At 35.8% G+C, this 17,877-nt stretch carries 17 protein-coding genes and 1 other annotated feature; of the genes, 14 read left to right on the top strand and 3 right to left on the bottom strand.

Annotated features, from left to right (window positions below; genetic code table 11):
• The first annotated feature begins 314 nt into the window (after positions 1-314).
• From B1NLA3E_RS12630 to B1NLA3E_RS12585, 10 genes are all read left to right on the top strand, one after another.
• A complete protein-coding gene (locus B1NLA3E_RS12630) occupies positions 315-974 on the top strand; it encodes an alpha/beta hydrolase (RefSeq protein ID WP_015594221.1) in 660 nt (219 codons plus the stop codon).
• A gap of 221 nt (positions 975-1,195) precedes the next feature.
• On the top strand, positions 1,196-2,032 hold the full coding sequence (gene pheA / locus B1NLA3E_RS12625) for a prephenate dehydratase (protein ID WP_015594220.1): 837 nt from the start codon (positions 1,196-1,198) through the stop codon (positions 2,030-2,032).
• A 269-nt stretch (positions 2,033-2,301) separates the two neighbouring features.
• Positions 2,302-2,727: a DUF4279 domain-containing protein gene (locus B1NLA3E_RS12620; RefSeq protein WP_015594219.1), complete on the top strand. Its 426-nt coding sequence runs from the start codon at positions 2,302-2,304 to the stop codon at positions 2,725-2,727.
• A gap of 380 nt (positions 2,728-3,107) precedes the next feature.
• Entirely contained in the window at positions 3,108-3,611 is a 504-nt protein-coding gene (locus tag B1NLA3E_RS12615) for a GNAT family N-acetyltransferase (protein ID WP_015594218.1), read from the top strand.
• Between the two features lie 257 nt (positions 3,612-3,868).
• Positions 3,869-4,309, top strand: coding sequence for a hypothetical protein (locus tag B1NLA3E_RS12610; protein ID WP_015594217.1), 441 nt, complete (start codon positions 3,869-3,871; stop codon positions 4,307-4,309).
• Positions 4,310-4,620: 311 nt separating this feature from the next.
• The gene (locus B1NLA3E_RS12605) at positions 4,621-5,160 is read left to right on the top strand and encodes a VanZ family protein (protein WP_015594216.1); all 540 of its coding nucleotides are present in this window, start codon (positions 4,621-4,623) and stop codon (positions 5,158-5,160) included.
• Between the two features lie 147 nt (positions 5,161-5,307).
• Positions 5,308-6,102, top strand: a complete 795-nt coding sequence (locus tag B1NLA3E_RS12600; RefSeq protein WP_015594215.1) for a hypothetical protein — start codon at positions 5,308-5,310, stop codon at positions 6,100-6,102.
• A 665-nt stretch (positions 6,103-6,767) separates the two neighbouring features.
• The gene (locus tag B1NLA3E_RS12595) at positions 6,768-7,421 is read left to right on the top strand and encodes a reverse transcriptase domain-containing protein (protein WP_041580504.1); all 654 of its coding nucleotides are present in this window, start codon (positions 6,768-6,770) and stop codon (positions 7,419-7,421) included.
• A gap of 300 nt (positions 7,422-7,721) precedes the next feature.
• Positions 7,722-8,408, top strand: coding sequence for a reverse transcriptase domain-containing protein (locus tag B1NLA3E_RS12590; protein WP_328285179.1), 687 nt, complete (start codon positions 7,722-7,724; stop codon positions 8,406-8,408).
• Between the two features lie 340 nt (positions 8,409-8,748).
• Positions 8,749-9,001, top strand: a binding site (T-box leader).
• A 60-nt stretch (positions 9,002-9,061) separates the two neighbouring features.
• A complete protein-coding gene (locus B1NLA3E_RS12585; protein ID WP_015594214.1) occupies positions 9,062-10,456 on the top strand; it encodes an amino acid permease in 1,395 nt (464 codons plus the stop codon).
• A 373-nt stretch (positions 10,457-10,829) separates the two neighbouring features.
• On the opposite strand, the gene B1NLA3E_RS12580 is transcribed toward B1NLA3E_RS12585, so the two are convergent.
• On the bottom strand, positions 10,830-11,153 hold the full coding sequence (locus tag B1NLA3E_RS12580) for an MGMT family protein (RefSeq protein WP_015594213.1): 324 nt from the start codon (positions 11,151-11,153) through the stop codon (positions 10,830-10,832).
• 212 nt (positions 11,154-11,365) lie between these two features.
• Here B1NLA3E_RS12580 and B1NLA3E_RS25655 point away from each other — a divergent pair, with 212 nt between their 5' ends.
• Positions 11,366-11,497, top strand: coding sequence for a DUF6254 family protein (locus B1NLA3E_RS25655; RefSeq protein ID WP_236619572.1), 132 nt, complete (start codon positions 11,366-11,368; stop codon positions 11,495-11,497).
• Positions 11,498-11,685: 188 nt separating this feature from the next.
• Positions 11,686-12,363 carry a Crp/Fnr family transcriptional regulator gene (locus B1NLA3E_RS12575; RefSeq protein ID WP_015594212.1) on the top strand — a complete coding sequence of 226 codons (678 nt, stop codon included), beginning with the start codon at positions 11,686-11,688 and terminating at the stop codon, positions 12,361-12,363.
• 58 nt (positions 12,364-12,421) lie between these two features.
• Here the strand turns inward: B1NLA3E_RS12575 and B1NLA3E_RS12570 are convergent, their stop codons facing one another.
• A complete protein-coding gene (locus B1NLA3E_RS12570) occupies positions 12,422-15,490 on the bottom strand; it encodes an FAD-binding and (Fe-S)-binding domain-containing protein (protein WP_015594211.1) in 3,069 nt (1,022 codons plus the stop codon).
• A gap of 364 nt (positions 15,491-15,854) precedes the next feature.
• Between B1NLA3E_RS12570 and B1NLA3E_RS12560 the strand changes: the two genes are divergently transcribed.
• Both B1NLA3E_RS12560 and B1NLA3E_RS12555 read left to right on the top strand, forming a co-directional pair.
• Positions 15,855-16,931 (top strand): NAD(P)H-dependent flavin oxidoreductase, encoded by a 1,077-nt coding sequence (locus B1NLA3E_RS12560; protein WP_015594210.1) that lies wholly within the window; start codon positions 15,855-15,857, stop codon positions 16,929-16,931.
• Entirely contained in the window at positions 16,915-17,100 is a 186-nt protein-coding gene (locus tag B1NLA3E_RS12555; protein ID WP_015594209.1) for a hypothetical protein, read from the top strand. The genes B1NLA3E_RS12560 and B1NLA3E_RS12555 overlap by 17 nt, the downstream gene beginning before the upstream one ends.
• A gap of 118 nt (positions 17,101-17,218) precedes the next feature.
• Here the strand turns inward: B1NLA3E_RS12555 and B1NLA3E_RS12550 are convergent, their stop codons facing one another.
• A complete protein-coding gene (locus B1NLA3E_RS12550) occupies positions 17,219-17,671 on the bottom strand; it encodes a S1 domain-containing RNA-binding protein (protein ID WP_015594208.1) in 453 nt (150 codons plus the stop codon).
• Between the last annotated feature and the right edge of the window lie 206 nt (positions 17,672-17,877).

Here is a 17,877-nt window from a genome sequence, read left to right as displayed (position 1 = left end):
GGATAGTAGAAAAACCTCATTTATATACGTTAAGGTGAAATGTATCATAAATGGGAAGAGTGGTTTATTCAACAATCGGGCGCTAACCTTGAACAAGGATAGCGCTTATTTTCAATTGAGCAATTTAATTGAGTAAGGTTATTGAGCTAATAATTCAGGAGTCGAAGAAGTAATCACCTGATTCTAGAAATATTAAAATTTAGTTATAGAAAAAGAAGATATAATGAAATAGGGCGAAATGTGCTAAGGTAGCATGATAGTTTTCATTGAATTTTTTATAAAATGGAGATAAGGGATTTAGGAGGAATAGTATTTTGCAGGTTAGTAAAGAAACAATCTTTAAAAATAATAAGAATATTGAATTTACACATATCACAAATGGAAGTTCAGTTGTTTGCTTTATGTTTTCTGGAGCAGGTTATACATATGAAAAACCCTTATTATATTACTCTACAATGACGATGCTTCAAAATAAATATGATGTTGTCCATATCCACTATACTTACGACCAGGATATATTTAAGTTTCCTTTAGAAGATATTGGAGAGATCTTAATTAAGGATGTAAATCCAGTAGTTACTGAGATTCTTAAACAAAATCAATATAAGGAACTTATTTTTTTAGGGAAATCCCTTGGTACATTTCCTATTATTAAAGATTTTATGAAGGATGAGCTATTTATCAATTCCAAAATGATTTTACTTACACCATTATTAGATTTTGATTCAATTTATGAATCTTTGATGAACTGTAATCATTCAGCACTTATCGTTATAGGTGACAAGGACTCACATTATAGAAGTGAAAGAATCGAAGCACTTATTGAACGTAAACCAACAATTAAAATCGAAATAGTACCTAACACTAACCACCAATTGGATAATGAGCCACTTGATACTTTAGCATCAATATTAATTATGAAAAAAGTAATGAGTAGGTTGGAGGACTTTTTAAAATATAATTTGTTCAAGTAAAAGGGGGCGCTATTTCAAGAAGAATAAGTAATTTTAGGACTAAGCTCATATTTTTAGTTATTCCATTAAAGGGCGCAAGAATTGAAAAAGCGGACTATCTTAGCAGTCCATTTTTCTTGGTCTTTAATCATTTAAATGACAGGTTTGTTTAACAAAAATATACAAAAATTTGAGTTGTTTGTATATACTTAGTAAAAAAAGTGAAGGTGAGTGTTTTTAAAGTGAGAGTAGCTTATTTAGGACCTCAGGGGAGTTTTTCGGAAGAAGCAGCATATAAATACTTCACAAATGATAATGTTGAATGGTATATGTGTGATTCTATAATAGAAGTTCTTGAAGCAGTTGGGGAGAATAAGGCTGAAACGGGAATTGTTCCAATTGAAAATACTATTGAGGGCACAATAAATATTACGGCAGATGGTTTGTTGAGAAATCAGTTATATATAGAAGCTGAAATTATCTTCCCAGTTTCCATGAATCTTCTTGTTGTAGAAGAAGGAATACAATTGCATGAAATACGTGAAGTATGGTCAATTTATCCCGTTCTTGCTCAATGTAAGGAATTCATTCGAAAAGCCAAGGTTAAAAGTAAACAGTTTGATAGTTCTTCAGCAGCAGCCCTAGCTGTAAAAGAATATGGAAGAAGAGAAGTTGCAGCAATTTCTTCTGAATCTGCAGCAAAATTATTTAATTTACATATAGCTAAAGGCAACATTCAAGATAATCTTGAAAATCATACTAGATTTGTTGTAGTTAGTAAGGATTATGAGAACTCAAAACAATGGAATAACAAAAATAATAAAACAATGCTATTAGTCTCTCCGAATAAAGAACATTCAGGAGTCCTATCCTCAATTTTGAATGTATTTACAGCTCTTTCAATAAATTTAACATGGATTGAATCTCGCCCTACTAAGAAAAAATTAGGAACTTACCACTTTTTTATTGAAGCAGAAGGTGGATTACATGAGAACAAAATTAGTAAGGCAATAACTATTCTTGAGGCTTTTGGTCATGAGGTTCATGTATTAGGGACCTATCATACCACGCATTTATAAATTTATTTTCTAATTATTTATCTTCAATACAGGTATTTTAGAAATCAAAGCATTGAATATAGAGCTTTGTAAAGTATTACTAATTTGGTGCGAATCTTGCATAAGATTTAAACAAAAATCTTCCACAAACGGGCGCAAGAATTGCACAACGATGGACTGTTTCAACAGTCCATTTTTCTTGGTCTTTAATCGGTTAAATGGCAGTTTAGTTAAAGAAGGAAAGATATTATAATTGTTAAAATGAGACTTAATGGGAGGCGAAATTACACTTGGATAAGACTCAAGTAAAGGTTTATTTCAGCTTGTTTGGAGATGACTTTCCATTAGATGATGTAACGGAAAAGTTAGAAGTAACACCTACCGACACTTATAAAAAAGGCGATTTAATTCCAAACCGTTCAACTGTTATTAGAAAAGAAACAAGTTGGGATTTAGGAACAGGCTACCAAGTTTCACTTGATGTAAATGACCAACTAAAACAAATTATAGATAGGCTACAAAATAAGTCATCAATAGTTAACGAAATAAAAGAGGCTTATTCCTTGGAGTGTAAATTCTTTATTGTAATTAATATAGAAAAGGGAAATACCCCTGCTTTATATTTGGATAAAGACATTATAAAATTTGCTTCAAGTATTGAAGCTGAATTTGATGTAGATTTGTACGCTAATCCTTATGATGATTTTGGCGAATAAAAAAGTACAAACTTTATTTCACTAATGGGTTCGTTGCTTGAAGAAGCATTAAGTGATTTTAGGACTAATGCTATATTTTAGTTATTCAATTATAGGGCGCTTTCCTTTAATAAGGATTAGCGTCTATTTCCATTTTAGGGCCATTTAATAGAGCGATACCTTTAGTGAGACTTTAATATTATGTAAATTTATAAGCAAATTGTGAATGACTGCACTTAAACTAAAGTGAGCAGGATTGTTGAAGTTGCTTGGTAATGTAACTAATAATATTTTGGAACGGGATACTAAGATGTACTTAAATAATTTATATTGTAATAATATGTTGAAAAATATAACATTTAAGTAGCGCTTTAACCAAAATGTTATAAAGGAGCCTTTTTATGTCAGACAAAATTACATATAGAGATGCAAGTATTGAAGATTTACCAATTATAGTGGATATTTATAATTTGACTGTTCCAGGCAGAATGGTAACTGCTGATACTGAACCTGTAACTATAAATGACAGATTAGATTGGTTTAAAGAACATAACCCATCCAAAAGACCTTTGTGGGTTGTAGAATACGAAGAAAAAATTTGTGGTTGGGTAAGTCTCCAATCTTTCTACGGAAGACCAGCCTATGATGCAACTGCCGAAATAAGTATTTATTTTCATGAAGATTTTAGAGGTAAAGGACTTGGGAAAAAGGCTCTAAGTAAAGTTATAGAGGAATGTCCTAAGTTTGAAATTGATACCTTACTTGGATTCATCTTTGCACATAATGAGCCGAGTATCAGACTATTTTCAAGTTTCGGTTTTGGGAAGTGGGCTCATTTACCAGAAGTCGCTAAATTAGATGGGATTAAGAGAGATTTGGTTATTCTTGGGAAAAAGATTTCTTAACTTTTAAGAACTATAATTCTTCAACTAACTAAGTGCGTTACAATAAGAAAAATTAGTGGAATATTTGATTCTATTATATTTTGATTTTCAGCATTCGGGCGCTATCTTGGTACATACAAGGATAAGCGCTCATTTTCCATTTTAGGGCCATTTAATGGAATAAGGATTGTTGGTATGGGGAAAAATCCAAAAATTCACGAAAGGAATAAAAATATTAAAAAGGGAAACTCTTAAGAAAAAAGGAGGATCAAATAAATATGACCTTGAAAAATCAGTGGATATATAATATTGCAATGATTTTACTCTCGTTCCAACTTCTTCCTTTTATTGGAAATGGTAGTTTAAAAAGATTCCTTCCTGCGTCTATACTTATTGTTATTTTTGAAGCAATTAACGTAGCATTTGGAAAAAAGCGAAAATGGTGGATTTTTTATAATAAGCCAAATTCATATATTTCAGGGGAATTTCCTTTTAATATTGGACCATTTTTTTTAGCTTCAATATGGATATTAAAGAAAACTTATGGAAATTTTAAAAAGTTCCTTATACTTAATGCAATTATCGATGCTTTCTTCGCTACTATTTATATTACAATACTTGAAAAATTGAAAGTCGTTCGTTTAAGTAGAATAAATAACTTTCAATTTTTTCTTTATTTCTTTTACAAGGCTTTTTCTTATATGGATTCCAATACATAATTGAAAAAAAGAAATTCAATTAACCGATTCTAAGACATCCAATTAATTCACTAAAGTAACGGGGCGATAGCACAAAAGCTAAAAAACAATTTTTTTCTTCTTTAATAATTTCCATTTTCCACAAATGAAAGAGTTAAAGATCAAAGCTGTCATTACCGGCAGCTTTTTCTTATTGTGCTAACCGGACAGGTTTTATATCAAGATTAGTCATAATAAAAACATCTTGTATATTAATTTACAGGGGACAAAACACTAGGAAATAGTATAATTATAGTTATTATGTATTTTTCTGTAAAAAGGATGTGTGTTTGTTGAGAATTGACTTTTTTCTCCCAGCAATTGTTATCACTAGTGTTTGGCTAATTTTTAAGGCAGTTAACGTAATTTTAATTATTAAGAAATTCGATTTTAAACGAGAAATTGTAAATTCATTCTATTTCATAAGTGTGATGGGAATAATAGGGCAAACACTTTTCCCACTTGAGATAGCTACGGGTCCTGAATACCAATCACGTAATAATTTTATACCATTTTCGAGTATCAATGAGTTATTAAAACACTTTTATTATTTTGTTCCATTAAAAAATATATTAGGAAATATTATTTTATTTATGCCGTTTGGTTTCATTCTTGGTTTGAAATTTAAGCGAGTAAACAATATGTTGAGTGTTTTTTTAGTAGGTGCATTAAGTTCAACGTTAATTGAACTTATTCAACTATTACTTCCTAACAGAGCATTCGATGTTGATGATATTATATTAAATACTAGTGGTAGTATTATAGGTTTCCTAATACTGAAAGCAACCAAAATTGAAAAAATCATTGGATTTCGTACGATTCAAAACGAATAATAGGGATTGGTTTATTGAAGTACGGGAGCTTTTGTAAAGAATTTAGGGGGCATTTTTGAAGCACTATCCTTTTTTGTCCATATCTCCATGTCCCTCATTTTGGATGAGTTGGTATAATTAACTAGAAATAGGGATGGAGGTTTGAATATGATAAGGAAAGGACACTACATCTGCTTGTGTTTTTTACTGTTAATTTGGGTAGCCGGCTGTTCCATTAGTAGTGATATTGAACAAAAGGAAGTAAAAAAGGAAACGGAAATGGTAGAAGTTCAACGATTAAACCAATTGGAGAACGAAAGTACGGTTGCTTTTACGTACTCTAAGGATATCAGAATCTTTAAAGAAGCTGCTAAAACTGCCGTGAAAGAACCAGGAATCGCGAATATAATAGATCCCATGTATAAGGTAACAGTGGGGAAAGAGTCGTATTTCCTTTGGGTGGGCAATGGTCACGGTACTATCATGAATACAAAGGATAAACAAACCGTTTACAGTCTACTTGACCAATCAACAAAAGATATAGAACAATTATTCATGAAAACATATCCTGCAATTAAGAAAGATGGGACACTTGATATGGCCTCATCTTCAAATTTCCCGTTGGATGATAATAACGTAGGTTTTTTTATAGGAGCCCTAAATCCGACCCCAATTGAAAAGGTCGAAAATGGTGTCTATATTCAAGGGGTACATGCCCACGGAGACCGCCAGGTGTTTCAAATTTTTTCTAAAGTATCGCAGGGAGATTATCAGTATGCTGCGGCTCGGCTCGAAGGTGAAAAACTGATTATTGAAGTAACGAGCCACAAGGCAAATAGCGGGGAGGTTTCCCACCCATATGTGATACATTCTTTATCTATGAAAGAAAATCCCAGATATTATGTTGTTATTCGGAACGGTATAACGGAGAAGAAGGAAGAAATTTTTTACGGAATTGAATAGAGTTTAAAAAAAGAGACTTTTTTGTTTAAAATTGATATTAAGCTACAGGTAGATTAATCCAGAAAGGATTAACCCCTTTGTTATGAGTTTCTCTATTGAACAATGAACAACGTGGTAGCATCGTGAAGAAATGTACTTTTACTATAGGGTGCTTGTGCGGCCGAGCCTAGGTCGTATCATATAGCGGGTGGGATTCCCGTCGAGTAAGAACTAGCCATTCGCTCGTAGCGAGTCTTGGAGGGCTAAAGGTAACTTTAGTCTTTAAGCGTAGACAGTTAGGTGGCGGGCCGAAAGCCAAATGGTTGAAGGGATTGAGCTCCATAATGTTAGTAAACCGAGAGGGCTGATGCGTTAAGCACAGCAGAAAGCTACATTTTATCTTTCGTTAAAGGCAAGAAGGGTAAAGCCTCTCTGGAGTCAGAGACCTTGGCACGTCATACATTGATATGATACGGCAACTCGGGAGACCCTACCGGTCTTTTCTTTTTTTTTAGAAGAGTATGGTCTACAAGCGATAATAAGCAAGGAAACCAAATGCCGATGTAGGGAGTCGGATAGCAGCGTAGTACCAATGAAGTTGGGTAATGCCGATGGAGGAAAGGCTAGCTACCAGTTATCACCCTTACTAGGGACACATTTACTACACGCAGAGGTAGGTATAATAAATGGAAACAAAACTACTAAGGATAGCAGAATTAGCAAAATCTGATCCTAAAATGAAATTTACATCTCTTGCACATCTATTAAATGAAGAAGCATTAGTTCAATGTCATCTTGAACTTCCCAATAAGAGGGCAACTGGGATTAACGGTACAACTAAAGAGCAATACGGTGAAAGTTTAGAAGAAAACATAGAGGATTTAGTAAGTAGGCTTAAAAGCAAAAGCTATCGTCCTGTTCCAGTAAGGAGAATGTATATTCCAAAGCTCAATTCAAACAAGAAAAGACCATTGGGAATACCGGAACATGAAGATAAGATTGTTCAAAAAGGCATTACAAAGATACTAAATACCATTTATGAAAATGACTTTCTAGACTGTTCCTTTGGATTCCGCCCAAATCTTAACTGCCACGATGCTTTGAAAATACTGAACCACTATATTGAAAATAGGTCAGTAAATTATGTAGTAGATGTAGATATTAAAGGATTCTTCGACAACGTTGACCACATATGGATGATGGAGTTCTTAAAACAGCGAATCGCTGACCCTAACCTACTAAGAATAGTTGGTAGGTTTCTTAAAGGTGGATACATGGAGGAAGGTAAGAAATACAAGACAGACAATGGCACACCGCAAGGTGGATTATGCAAAGCTTAGCATAATCCACCTTATGCAAAGAAAGTTATTATGCAAAGTAAAAAGTAGAAAGCTTATTATTTCAACGTTTTTTTTTGAATTACTTTGCATAATTCTTTCGGTTTACAGATCAATATTTGAAGAAAATTGGTCGGAAAATAGCTAAATCTTGACAAATTGAACTAATTTTTCTGCCTTTTTGAGTGTTTTGCTGAATGTTTATCAAGATTATTATGCAAAGTAAATGAAGCATAAACTCATTAAACTCTGCATTTACAGCACCTACTTTGCATAACGCGTAACTTTGCATAAGGTGGAGTAATATCTCCGATATTAGCCAATGTATACCTCCACTATGTCCTCGACCTGTGGTTTGAGAAAAGGGTTAGGAAACAGTGCAAGGGACAAGCATACATAGTGAGATATGCAGATGATTTTGTTTGTTGTTTTCAATATAAAAGTGAAGCCCAGCAATTCTTCCATTCTTTAAAGCTGAGATTAAAGAAATTTAATTTAGAAATAGCTGAGGATAAAACCAAAATTATTCCCTTCGGGCGGTTTGCGGAGCAAAATGCAAATCAACAGGGGAGAAATAAACCAGCAACTTTTGATTTTCTTGGGTTTACACACTATTGTGGGAAAAGTAAACAAGGGAGATTTAGAGTAAAACGGAAAACAAGCAGAAAGAAAGTACAAGGTAAACTAAAAGAAACGAAAGAATGGCTGAAGAGTAATAGAAGTAAAGATATTCATATGATTATGGATAGATTTAAACGCTCACTAATAGGTTATTACAACTATTACTGCATCACTGATAATACTCAAAATGTTAACAACTTCAAAGACAAAATCGAAAAGCTATTGTTTAAATGGCTCAATAGAAGAAGCCAAAGGAAATCCTTTACATGGGATAAATTCAGTCTATTTCTTAATAAATATCCACTTCCATCACCAAGAATAAAAGTGAATATATACGATTTAAGGAAAGAGATTAGCTATATTCTGTAAATGATAACTAGGAGGAGCCGTGTGCGTAAATAGCGCAAGCACGGTTCTGTGAGGGGGGTGGAGTCCAATTTACCGCAAGGTAGAAAGGCTCCCTTCTACTCGACTAGTAAAAAATTCGGGGGCATTTTTGCAGCAATATCGCTATTTCCACTAATTAGCAATCGGGGGCATTTCTTAAACAAGAGATGAGCCTGATTGTGGAGCAACTCCTTTAAAAGAAAATTTGAATCCTATGCTAACTTTTTTTTATTGACAAAATTTAATTAATCGATAGAATAATAAACAATTAATATTATATTTGCATAATGAAGGTTTGTTTAAAGCATTTCAGAGTATATGAACAAAGGCTATGATAAGAAGTAGTAACAATCATGTAAACAGACAGAAAGTTACCGGTTGATGAGAGGTGCATGTTGAATGATTGTGAATTCATCTTGGAGCTGTGTACTGAAAAGGATTCCTTAGTAGGATACACCGGCTTAGCACCCGTAATCATGTGCTAAAGTATCGTCAGATGACTGTACTTACAAAGGTAAGCAATATGAGTTGCTTATGAAATAAAGGTGGTAACACGTGTTTAAATCGTCCTTTTGGTTAATCCAAAAGGGCGTTTTTTTTTTATCTTTTTATATTATTTAAGGGAGGAATTTTGATTGAGTAAAGATAATCAAAATAAGAGACTTCAACGTGGTTTAGACAATAGGCATATCCAGTTAATTGCACTTGGAGGTGCAATTGGAGTTGGATTGTTTTATGGTTCAAGTGCAACCATTCAAATGGCTGGTCCATCCATTTTGTTCTCCTATTTAATCGGAGGCTTAGTTATTTTTACAATTATGAGAGCACTTGGGGAAATGGCTGTGGATGAACCGGTTTCAGGTTCATTTAGTTCTTATGCACATCGATATTTAGGGGCGTTTGCAGGTTATTTATCAGGCTGGACCTATTGGTTTATGTGGGTTGTCGTTGGAATGGCAGAAATAACGGTGGTTGGTGTTTATGTGAATTACTGGTTTCCGGAAATTCCACAATGGCTGACAGCATTGGCTGCACTTATCGTAATTACAATGATAAACCTTGCAAATGTAAAAGCATTTGGAGAGTTTGAATTCTGGTTTGCACTGATTAAAGTTGTAACTATAATCGGAATGATTCTCCTTGGTTTAGGAATCATTTTCCTCGGAATTGGGAACGGAGGTCAGCCAATCGGTTTTGACAATCTTTGGACTCATGGAGGATTTATGCCAAATGGAATCAAAGGTATTATTATGTCAATGGTCCTCGTAATGTTTTCATTTGGCGGGGTAGAATTAGTTGGAGTTACGGCAGGGGAAGCAAAAAATCCTCAACAATCAATTCCAACAGCCATCAACAATGTAATCTGGAGAATATTAATTTTTTATATTGGTGCATTAGGAGTCATGATGATTATATATCCTTGGAATGAGGTAGGCATGATTGGAAGTCCATTTGTGTTAATTTTTGATAAAGTTGGAATTCCTGGTGCGGCAAATATAATTAACTTCGTTCTCATAACAGCAGCCTTATCTGCCTTTAATAGTGGGGTATTCGCTTCAGGAAGAATGTTATACAATTTATCACTGCAAAATAACGGTCCGAAATATTTCGGAGAGCTTAGCAAGAATGGAAGTCCGAGACGAGGAATCCTAATCTCTTCAATGTTTTTATCAGTCGCAGTAGTTTTGAATTATATTATTCCTGAAAAAGTGTTTCTGTATATTTCTTCTGTTGCAACGGTTGCGGTTATTACTAGCTGGACGATTATCCTGATTACACAATTAAAGTTTAGACAATCCAAAACAAAAAATGAAATAAAAAAATTAGCATTTAAAATGCCGTTATACCCAGTTTCAACCTATTTAGCTTTGACATTTTTAGCACTTGTCATTGTCTTAATGGCATTTATTAAGGACATGCGAATCGCATTAGTTGTAGCACCTATATGGTTTTTGATTCTTTATATAGGATATAAAATAAAAAAAAGGGATTCGACAGAGAGTATCATTAAAAGGGAGAATGTTGGATAGCCTCTTTTCTAGTATTCATAACCAAATAACAGCCATTTGTGAAGAAATATGCTTAAAGGGGCGCCTTAGTAAAAAAATCAAAAAGCATTTTTGCAGATCTATTGCATTTACCACTATTCAGCTATCGTGCACTTATATGATGTAACTAAAGCCTAATTTCTCACTTACAACACCGAGAAATTAGGCTTTTTATATTTTAATTTTCATACAGTTTATATCCTCATTTTCCTGGCGCTACCGCTACCATACAAAATAGTGAATTAGAGGGTCTTTTATTGGTAAAAATCTGGCAAAGTGTGACAAATTACTGGTCAAATACTGGTGCAAAAAATGGTAGAAGTGGTAAATTCTATTGGCCGTAATCAGTAGTACCTTATCTATATTCAGTAATAATCGGATGAAATTGGTAGTCATTTAAGTTAATGGAGTTTTCATCATAGAACTTGATGCCCTCACTTTCTAATGACGTCCTTTGGATAAAAAATGACTCTTCCGCTTTTAGTCCAATCTCACCTTTAGCATTTATGACTCGATGCCAGGGAAGGTGATATTTTTCACTCATTGAATGGAGAATTCGAACCACTTGGCGTGCACCTCTTGGGCTTCCTGCCAAACTCGCTATTTGCCCGTAAGTCATTACTTTTCCTGATGGAATTTGCTGAATAATGTAAATCACTCGCTCGGTAAAAGTCTCCAAATTATATTTCTCCAATCATAATGCAAATTAGCTATCGAAATAGATTTTAACATGTTTTTTTGTTTTTCTTTTATATAAAAATTACAACACCGAAAGAAACTTGACAATAGAACCTAAGCAATGGTTTTTCAAAATGTTTACTAATAGTGCATGAAAATTGTCTGTAAGGTTAATCTATTTTTGACTAACTTTAGAAAAGGGGCATTAAAAAGATGACTGAATCTAATCGAACAGAAGCAGAACAATGGAAAGCAAGAAAACAATCACAAAACCCACATGGCAAGGTCAAGTCTTTTGATCAGCTAGCTGAAGGTACAGGGAAAACTGAATCTAAAAACAAGTAAAGCCGGGTGAAAAAGAGACTGACTCTAAAAGTTATTTTTTAATGACTTTTAAGGTCAGCCTTTTTGCTATAACGAGTCGGATCGGGATATTTGTTAATTGAATATGGTATAATTTCCGTAATAGAGGATTTTAAGATTCTACCTATAAATGTGTTATCTTTTTGGACTTCTAATAGGGTCGTGAGCAAATGTTAGGTGTAGAAGAGGTTAATTTTATTAAAGAGTGTATTCCTTTTTATGAACAATTAAATTTTGATGAACAAGATCAATTAAAGCGGGCAATGACTCGGCAAGTGTTGTCCAAGGGAGGACAGCTTTCAGAGCAGAATGATCATTGTAACGGACTGGTTGTGGTGGAGACTGGAAGGATTAGAGCCTTTATTATGTCTGCTGACGGAAAAGAAATTTCACTTTTTAGGCTTAATGCAAAAGATATTTGCATTCTTTCGGCATCGTGCTTATTTAATAATTTGAATTTCAAAATCTATCTTGATGTTGAAAAAGACAGCTCCATTTATTTAATTCCATCAATTGTTTTTGAAGAAATAAGTCACTATAATATAAATGTTAAAGAATACATGTTGGAGCACATGGCTTCACGATTCTCATCAGCTATGTGGGTGATGGAACAGGTCGTTTTTGGTAGCTTATCTAAGCGGGTGGCCAGTTTTATCTTAGAACAAACAGTTCTTGAGGATAGCCAAACATTATGTATTACACATGAAACGATAGCGAAAAATATTGGGTCTGCTCGTGAAGTGGTAAGTAGAATGTTAAAGCATATAGAAAGTGACCAAATAATCTCCACATCTCGAGGAGCCATCTTTGTGAACGATCTTGAAAAACTAAAAATGTTGGCACAATAAAAGATGACGGTCAATTTAACTAGACCATCATCTTTTTTAAACGTCAAAATCAATTAAACTATAACTCTGTTTTAATATACTCAATCATTCTAGGTGTAATATGCGGAATGATAAGAGGGAGCATGTTGGGCATTAATGCATCTAGTGTCTTAGGAAGTAAATCTGGCATCAGTTGCTCCATGTCATCTGGAAGTGGCCCTACTCTCCGTGATACCTCCGCTAACATTTCAGGCATCACCTTTGGCATAATTTCTGGAACTAGCTTCGGCATTAAGGTTGGCATCATTTTAGCCATCATATTCAATCCGCCCGGCGTGTGCTTCATGGCTTTCATCATTGGCACCATACCTGCTGGCATGTTTTCCATCATAGGTTTCAATAATGAAGCCATAACATCAGCAAGGACTTCCGGATTCATTAAAACGATAAATTTTTCAAAGTAACTCCACATTTCCAATGAGTAATCGGTTTTATCTTCGATATGATAGCCGAGCCCTTCCATGACAAAACGGGCTAAGTCGGTTATCTGTAAGTCTAGCTTATTCTTGCTGTTTGAATCCCGAAGCTGAACTTGGCAGCAAGGGCATAAAGCCACTACCGTTTTTGCTTTCGCATCGACAGCCTCTTGCAACCTTATTCCTCCCAGTTTTGGTGCGACGGGCATTTCACCAATTAAGGTAAGGACCGATCCACAGCATAGCCCTTCCTCACGATTATGCTCCATCTCGACAAAATCGACTCCTGGAATTGCTTTTAATAGATCTCTTGGTGGCTCATAGATTCCTTGCGCTCTACCAGCATGGCAAGAATCGTGGAAGGTGACTCTCTCATTTACTTCATGGTCAAATTTAAGTTTTCCATCTTTGATTGCTTCTGCAGCAATCTCAGAATAATGCTTCACTTCGAAATCATATTCGATACCTTTTTTAGCAGCTAATTCGGCATATAACTCTTTCCAAACTAAACCACAGGCCGGACATGAAGTGACGATCGTTTTTGCCCCGCGCTTTTTAGCTTCTGCAACATTGTGTTCAAAAATCTCTTCGAACACATCCCATTTTCCCGCCACCTTCATCGGAATCCCGCAGCAAGCTTCATCACTGCCCATATAGGAAAAATCAACTCCGGCCTGATCCAATAATCTTACAGTGGCTTCAGCAACATCAGTGTTCACAAAAGAGGCGGTACAGCCGGCAAAATATAAAACATCGGCTTTCTCTTTTATTTTTGCCTTTATTTCGTCAGGGACCCAGTTTGCCCGTTTTTCTTTCTTACCCGCCCAAATATTACGTTCTCCACGGAGTGATGCAGCCATCATTTCGAAAGGAGGGAAGGTCATTCGTTTTTCCTCATCAATAAGATTTCCCCTCAGCTCCATCCAGTTATGCTCGATTGGAATGTCCAATTGACAGCGAGTGTTACAGACTTCACAGGTTGTACAGAGCAAAAAGTTTTGAACTGTATCAGGATTGAATTTTTCCCTGCCTGCAATGACCTCGCGAATATAATGGTATTTTCCTCTTGGTGATTGGGATTCCCAACCTCTTCCTGCAAATTGTTCGCATGTAGATACACAATATCCACAGCGAGAGCACGCAGTGGCGTAATAGGCAATATCGCCTGGTATTCCTTTTTTCTTGCCCTCCCTAACTGCATCTCCTAATGGTGCAGTTGCTGCGTTTGCAATAGGTCGGATAAGGGGTTCAAAAGTGGACGCTGTCCCCATGATAGTATCAATTAGGCCGCCCCCTAATACCTTATTGGGGTTAAATAAACCTTTCGGATCAATCTCAGCTTTATAGGATTTCACTTTTTCATATCGATCATGACCAAAAACATTCTTGGCTTCACGTCGGAAGTAAAGTCCAGTTGCATAGGCAGAACCACCATGCTTTTTAGCTATTTCAATCACCGAAAGGGACAAAGCAAATGCCATGTTAAACGCAAAGGTCCGTTCATCATGGGGGATAAAACCTAGCAAAATAACCTTTTCCCTTTTAGCAGCCATTCCTTCCAGGACAAAGGAATGTTTGATTTTAGTATCAATATCAGTTAGCACTGCTGCCAAATTTTTTAGTGGTACTACTACTTCAGTTGGAATGATCGAAGGACCAATTCTTTTAAACCGCATCGGTTTAAAGCGATCAGACCATTCATGTTCGGCTGCCTCCTGAGAAAGTTCGGTGCCTCCATGCTCATTGGTGATTTCACTTAAACCTTTATTAATTGCTTCGTGTCTAGATGCAGGATAAGCAATGACAAGAACAAATGTTTCGGGTAATTCGGGATCTGCCTTCCGGTTCTTTTCCTCATAAGGATGGCCATGCCGGTGGGGAAGCTTCTTTTTTAATCTCATTGATTCAGGGTTTAAAAAAGTAATCGACCAAATCGGTAATTCCGCTTTATAAATAGCAGATAAAGCATTCCCGATGGCTTGGTTGTCTCTAAAAGAAATTAATCGATGAACTTCAGGTTCCAACTCTCTTACTTTCATCGTAATCTTGGTAATGATACCGGTAATTCCTTCCATATCGGCAATATAAAGCTGTAGTTCCGAGCCGGTAAAGGTCTTTATATCCCCGTCAGGTAAAATCACATTCGCTTCAAGAACATTTTCTTTAAAAACCCCAAATTCATACCCGCCGAAACCAGTACCACCCTGTGCTAATAAGCCACCAACAGTGGAAGAAGGAAGGGAAGAAGGATATAAAATCAAGTCGAGGCCCTCTTTTTTTAATTGTCTTTGCAATTGTTCCCAAATAATACCGGCCTCTACGGTAACCTGTAGGTTCTCCTTATCAATCGCAATGACTCGATTCATGCCAGAAATATCGATTACGATCGCTCCTTCCTCTGGAAGTACACCTCCAAACCCGGATGTAGACATTCCACGTGGAACTAGCTTCACATTTTCCTCGTCTGCCAGTCTAACAAGCTGCACGATTTGCTCGTCATTTTCAGGACGAACAACTCCACCGGGAATCCCAACTGGAAGAAAAGGCTTTACCAAACCTGGTAATGCACCCACGTCATAGGAATACATTTTCCGTTCAACCCGATCTGTTCTAACTCTGTTCCCAAAAATATCCATCAATTTCTGTTCTAGCTTTTCACTTACGGCTACCATTTAAATTCCCTCCGAATCAAATATAGATCCTTGTCAACGTCAAAGCTGATAATCGAAAAAGGAAGAAGGATATGCTTTCTCTTAACATTATTATCGTTTTTTAACACGTTCGATCTCTGTGATATAGTCACACTCAACCCATGCAGTTGTTACGGCTTTATTACAGTTTATCGGTGGAAGTTGATTGTCAATAAGTTCGGTGAGCCAAAAGATAAACAAAGAGACACCATCGTTGCCAAAAGAGTGGGTATTGGCAGAAAAAGTTTTAAAATCAACAATGTAAATTAAAAAAGGCATTTTAAAAAAGGATTTTCCCTATGTAAAGATGAAAGTGTAGGAATGTACAAATCCGTGGAGGCGATTTATGATGCAAAGTAAAATGACAAAACTCCTGCAAATTGAACATCCAATTATTCAGGCACCTATGGCTGGAGGGATCACGACTTCAAGTCTAGTATCATCCGTATCAAATGCAGGTGGTCTAGGAATGATTGGTGCTGGATATATGAGTTCCAGCCAAATTCGTGATCAAATAAGGGAAGTTAAGCAATTAACCAAGAAAAATTTTGGGATAAACCTATTTATTCCCAGCGAATTTAATGTTTCAGAGAGTGCTATTTTAAAAGCAAACCAATTGTTACAACCCATTAAAGAACAGCTAAATTTAAAAAACATTTCCTATAAACTTCCCATTGTTAAAAATGAATGGGAGACTTTTCATGAACAACTAAGAGTTGTAATAGAAGAAGGAGTCCCAGTATGTTCCTTTACTTTTGGGGTTCCTTCTAAGGAAGTTATAAAAGAGTTAAAAAAACATCAAATCACTTTAATAGGAACAGCAACAACAGCTAGAGAAGCCAAAATTATAGAAGATGTCGGAATGGATATCATTGTCGTTCAAGGAAGTGAGGCGGGTGGACACCGCGGAACATTTGTAGGCAACCCTCAAGATAGTTCAATTGGATTAATATCACTCATTCCACAAGTAGTGGCAGAGGTGAATATTCCAATATTGGCTGCAGGAGGAATTATGGATGGTAAAGGATTAAGGGCATCGATTTGTTTAGGAGCATCGGGAGTACAGATGGGAACGGCATTCTTAACCTGTTTGGAAAGTGGCGCTCACAATGCCCACAAACAAGCCATTCTTAAATCTAAGGGAGATCAAACAGTTTTAACTCGAGTGTATTCTGGAAAATGGGCTAGGGGGATAAAAAACAAATTCTATTCCCATCTCCAGGAACATGAAGTGACACTGCCAGATTTTCCGATTCAAAATACATTAACAAGCACGATTAGAAAGGCTGCTTCAATGCAAAACAACCCAGAATATATGTCATTATGGGCAGGCCAAAGTGCAAGTTTGGCTAAAAATCTGTCTGTTGAAGAGTTAATGAACCAAATTATTGCTGAGGCAAAAGAAGTTGAAAAAAACTTATAAAAAGGCCGAGTTAAAGCTCGGTGTTGATTATTTGCAAACTGTTGATAAAGAAGTGAATTGGAGCGAGCGGCTGTCTAAGAAGGTAGATTATAGGATGGAAAAAGAAGTGCTAGCAGGAATTTTTACGGGATACAAAAATAAAAGGATGACAATAATAATATTATGTTAACACCCAGTAAGAAGCTTTTGTCTTGCTAAGTTGAATTAATCTCCAAAATAGAAGGCAAGCCTTGTTAATGCAGGCTTGCCTTAATCTCTATGATGAAATTTTGAAAAAACGCGGCAGGTTACCCGCGTCTTCCGCCTCTACCGCCTCGTTTTGTTTCAGTGCTACGTTTGAGGGTAGATAAATTCTCTTCGCTAGCCTTTAAAAACTTGGCCATTTTATCTTCGAAATTTTCTTTTGGTTTGAAATTGCTTTTTGAACCACGGAAGTCTTTTGAACGACTATCTGGTCTTCCCTGTCTTGCTGGGCGTTGCGAATAAGAAGTGCTTTGTCCTTCGGGTCTATCTATAGCCTTCTTAATAGACAAGGCTATTTTTCCCTCTTTTTCACTAATCACTTTTACTTCAATCTGGTCGCCTACTTTGAGATGGTCATTAACATCTTTTACATAGCTATCCGCAACCTCACTGATATGCACAAGACCTGTTGCGCCTCCTGGTAATTCTACGAATGCTCCAAAATTGGTGATGCCTGTTACTTTACCTTGGACCTTGCTGCCTACTTCGACTGACATAAAAATAATGTTCCCCCTCGTTAATGTTAAAACCACTTTATTATAACAAATCCAGGGGATAATTTCAATCCGTGGATTAGCTTTTATTTTCTTGCTATCTAGAATGATAAATAACAATTATTTATCATCACTATCCTGGTGCTCGGGTGAAAATAGCACCAATGTCACTACAGGTGGCTGTCTTTATTATTCAAATTTAGGAGACA

The organism is Bacillus sp. 1NLA3E (assembly GCF_000242895.2).
Taxonomy (GTDB): domain Bacteria; phylum Bacillota; class Bacilli; order Bacillales; family Cytobacillaceae; genus Bacillus_BU.
This window is presented reverse-complemented; position numbering and strand designations above follow the sequence as displayed.

Excerpts from the sequence above, each read along its gene's own strand:
- B1NLA3E_RS12600 (WP_015594215.1), top strand. The coding sequence starts at position 5,308 with ATGATAAGGAAAGGACACTACATCTGCTTGTGTTTTTTACTGTTAATT.
- B1NLA3E_RS12610 (WP_015594217.1), top strand. The coding sequence starts at position 3,869 with ATGACCTTGAAAAATCAGTGGATATATAATATTGCAATGATTTTACTC.
- B1NLA3E_RS25655 (WP_236619572.1), top strand. The coding sequence starts at position 11,366 with ATGACTGAATCTAATCGAACAGAAGCAGAACAATGGAAAGCAAGAAAA.
- B1NLA3E_RS12575 (WP_015594212.1), top strand. The coding sequence starts at position 11,686 with ATGTTAGGTGTAGAAGAGGTTAATTTTATTAAAGAGTGTATTCCTTTT.
- B1NLA3E_RS12595 (WP_041580504.1), top strand. The coding sequence starts at position 6,768 with ATGGAAACAAAACTACTAAGGATAGCAGAATTAGCAAAATCTGATCCT.
- B1NLA3E_RS12550 (WP_015594208.1), bottom strand. The coding sequence starts at position 17,671 with ATGTCAGTCGAAGTAGGCAGCAAGGTCCAAGGTAAAGTAACAGGCATC.
- B1NLA3E_RS12560 (WP_015594210.1), top strand. The coding sequence starts at position 15,855 with ATGATGCAAAGTAAAATGACAAAACTCCTGCAAATTGAACATCCAATT.
- B1NLA3E_RS12570 (WP_015594211.1), bottom strand. The coding sequence starts at position 15,490 with ATGGTAGCCGTAAGTGAAAAGCTAGAACAGAAATTGATGGATATTTTT.
- B1NLA3E_RS12615 (WP_015594218.1), top strand. The coding sequence starts at position 3,108 with ATGTCAGACAAAATTACATATAGAGATGCAAGTATTGAAGATTTACCA.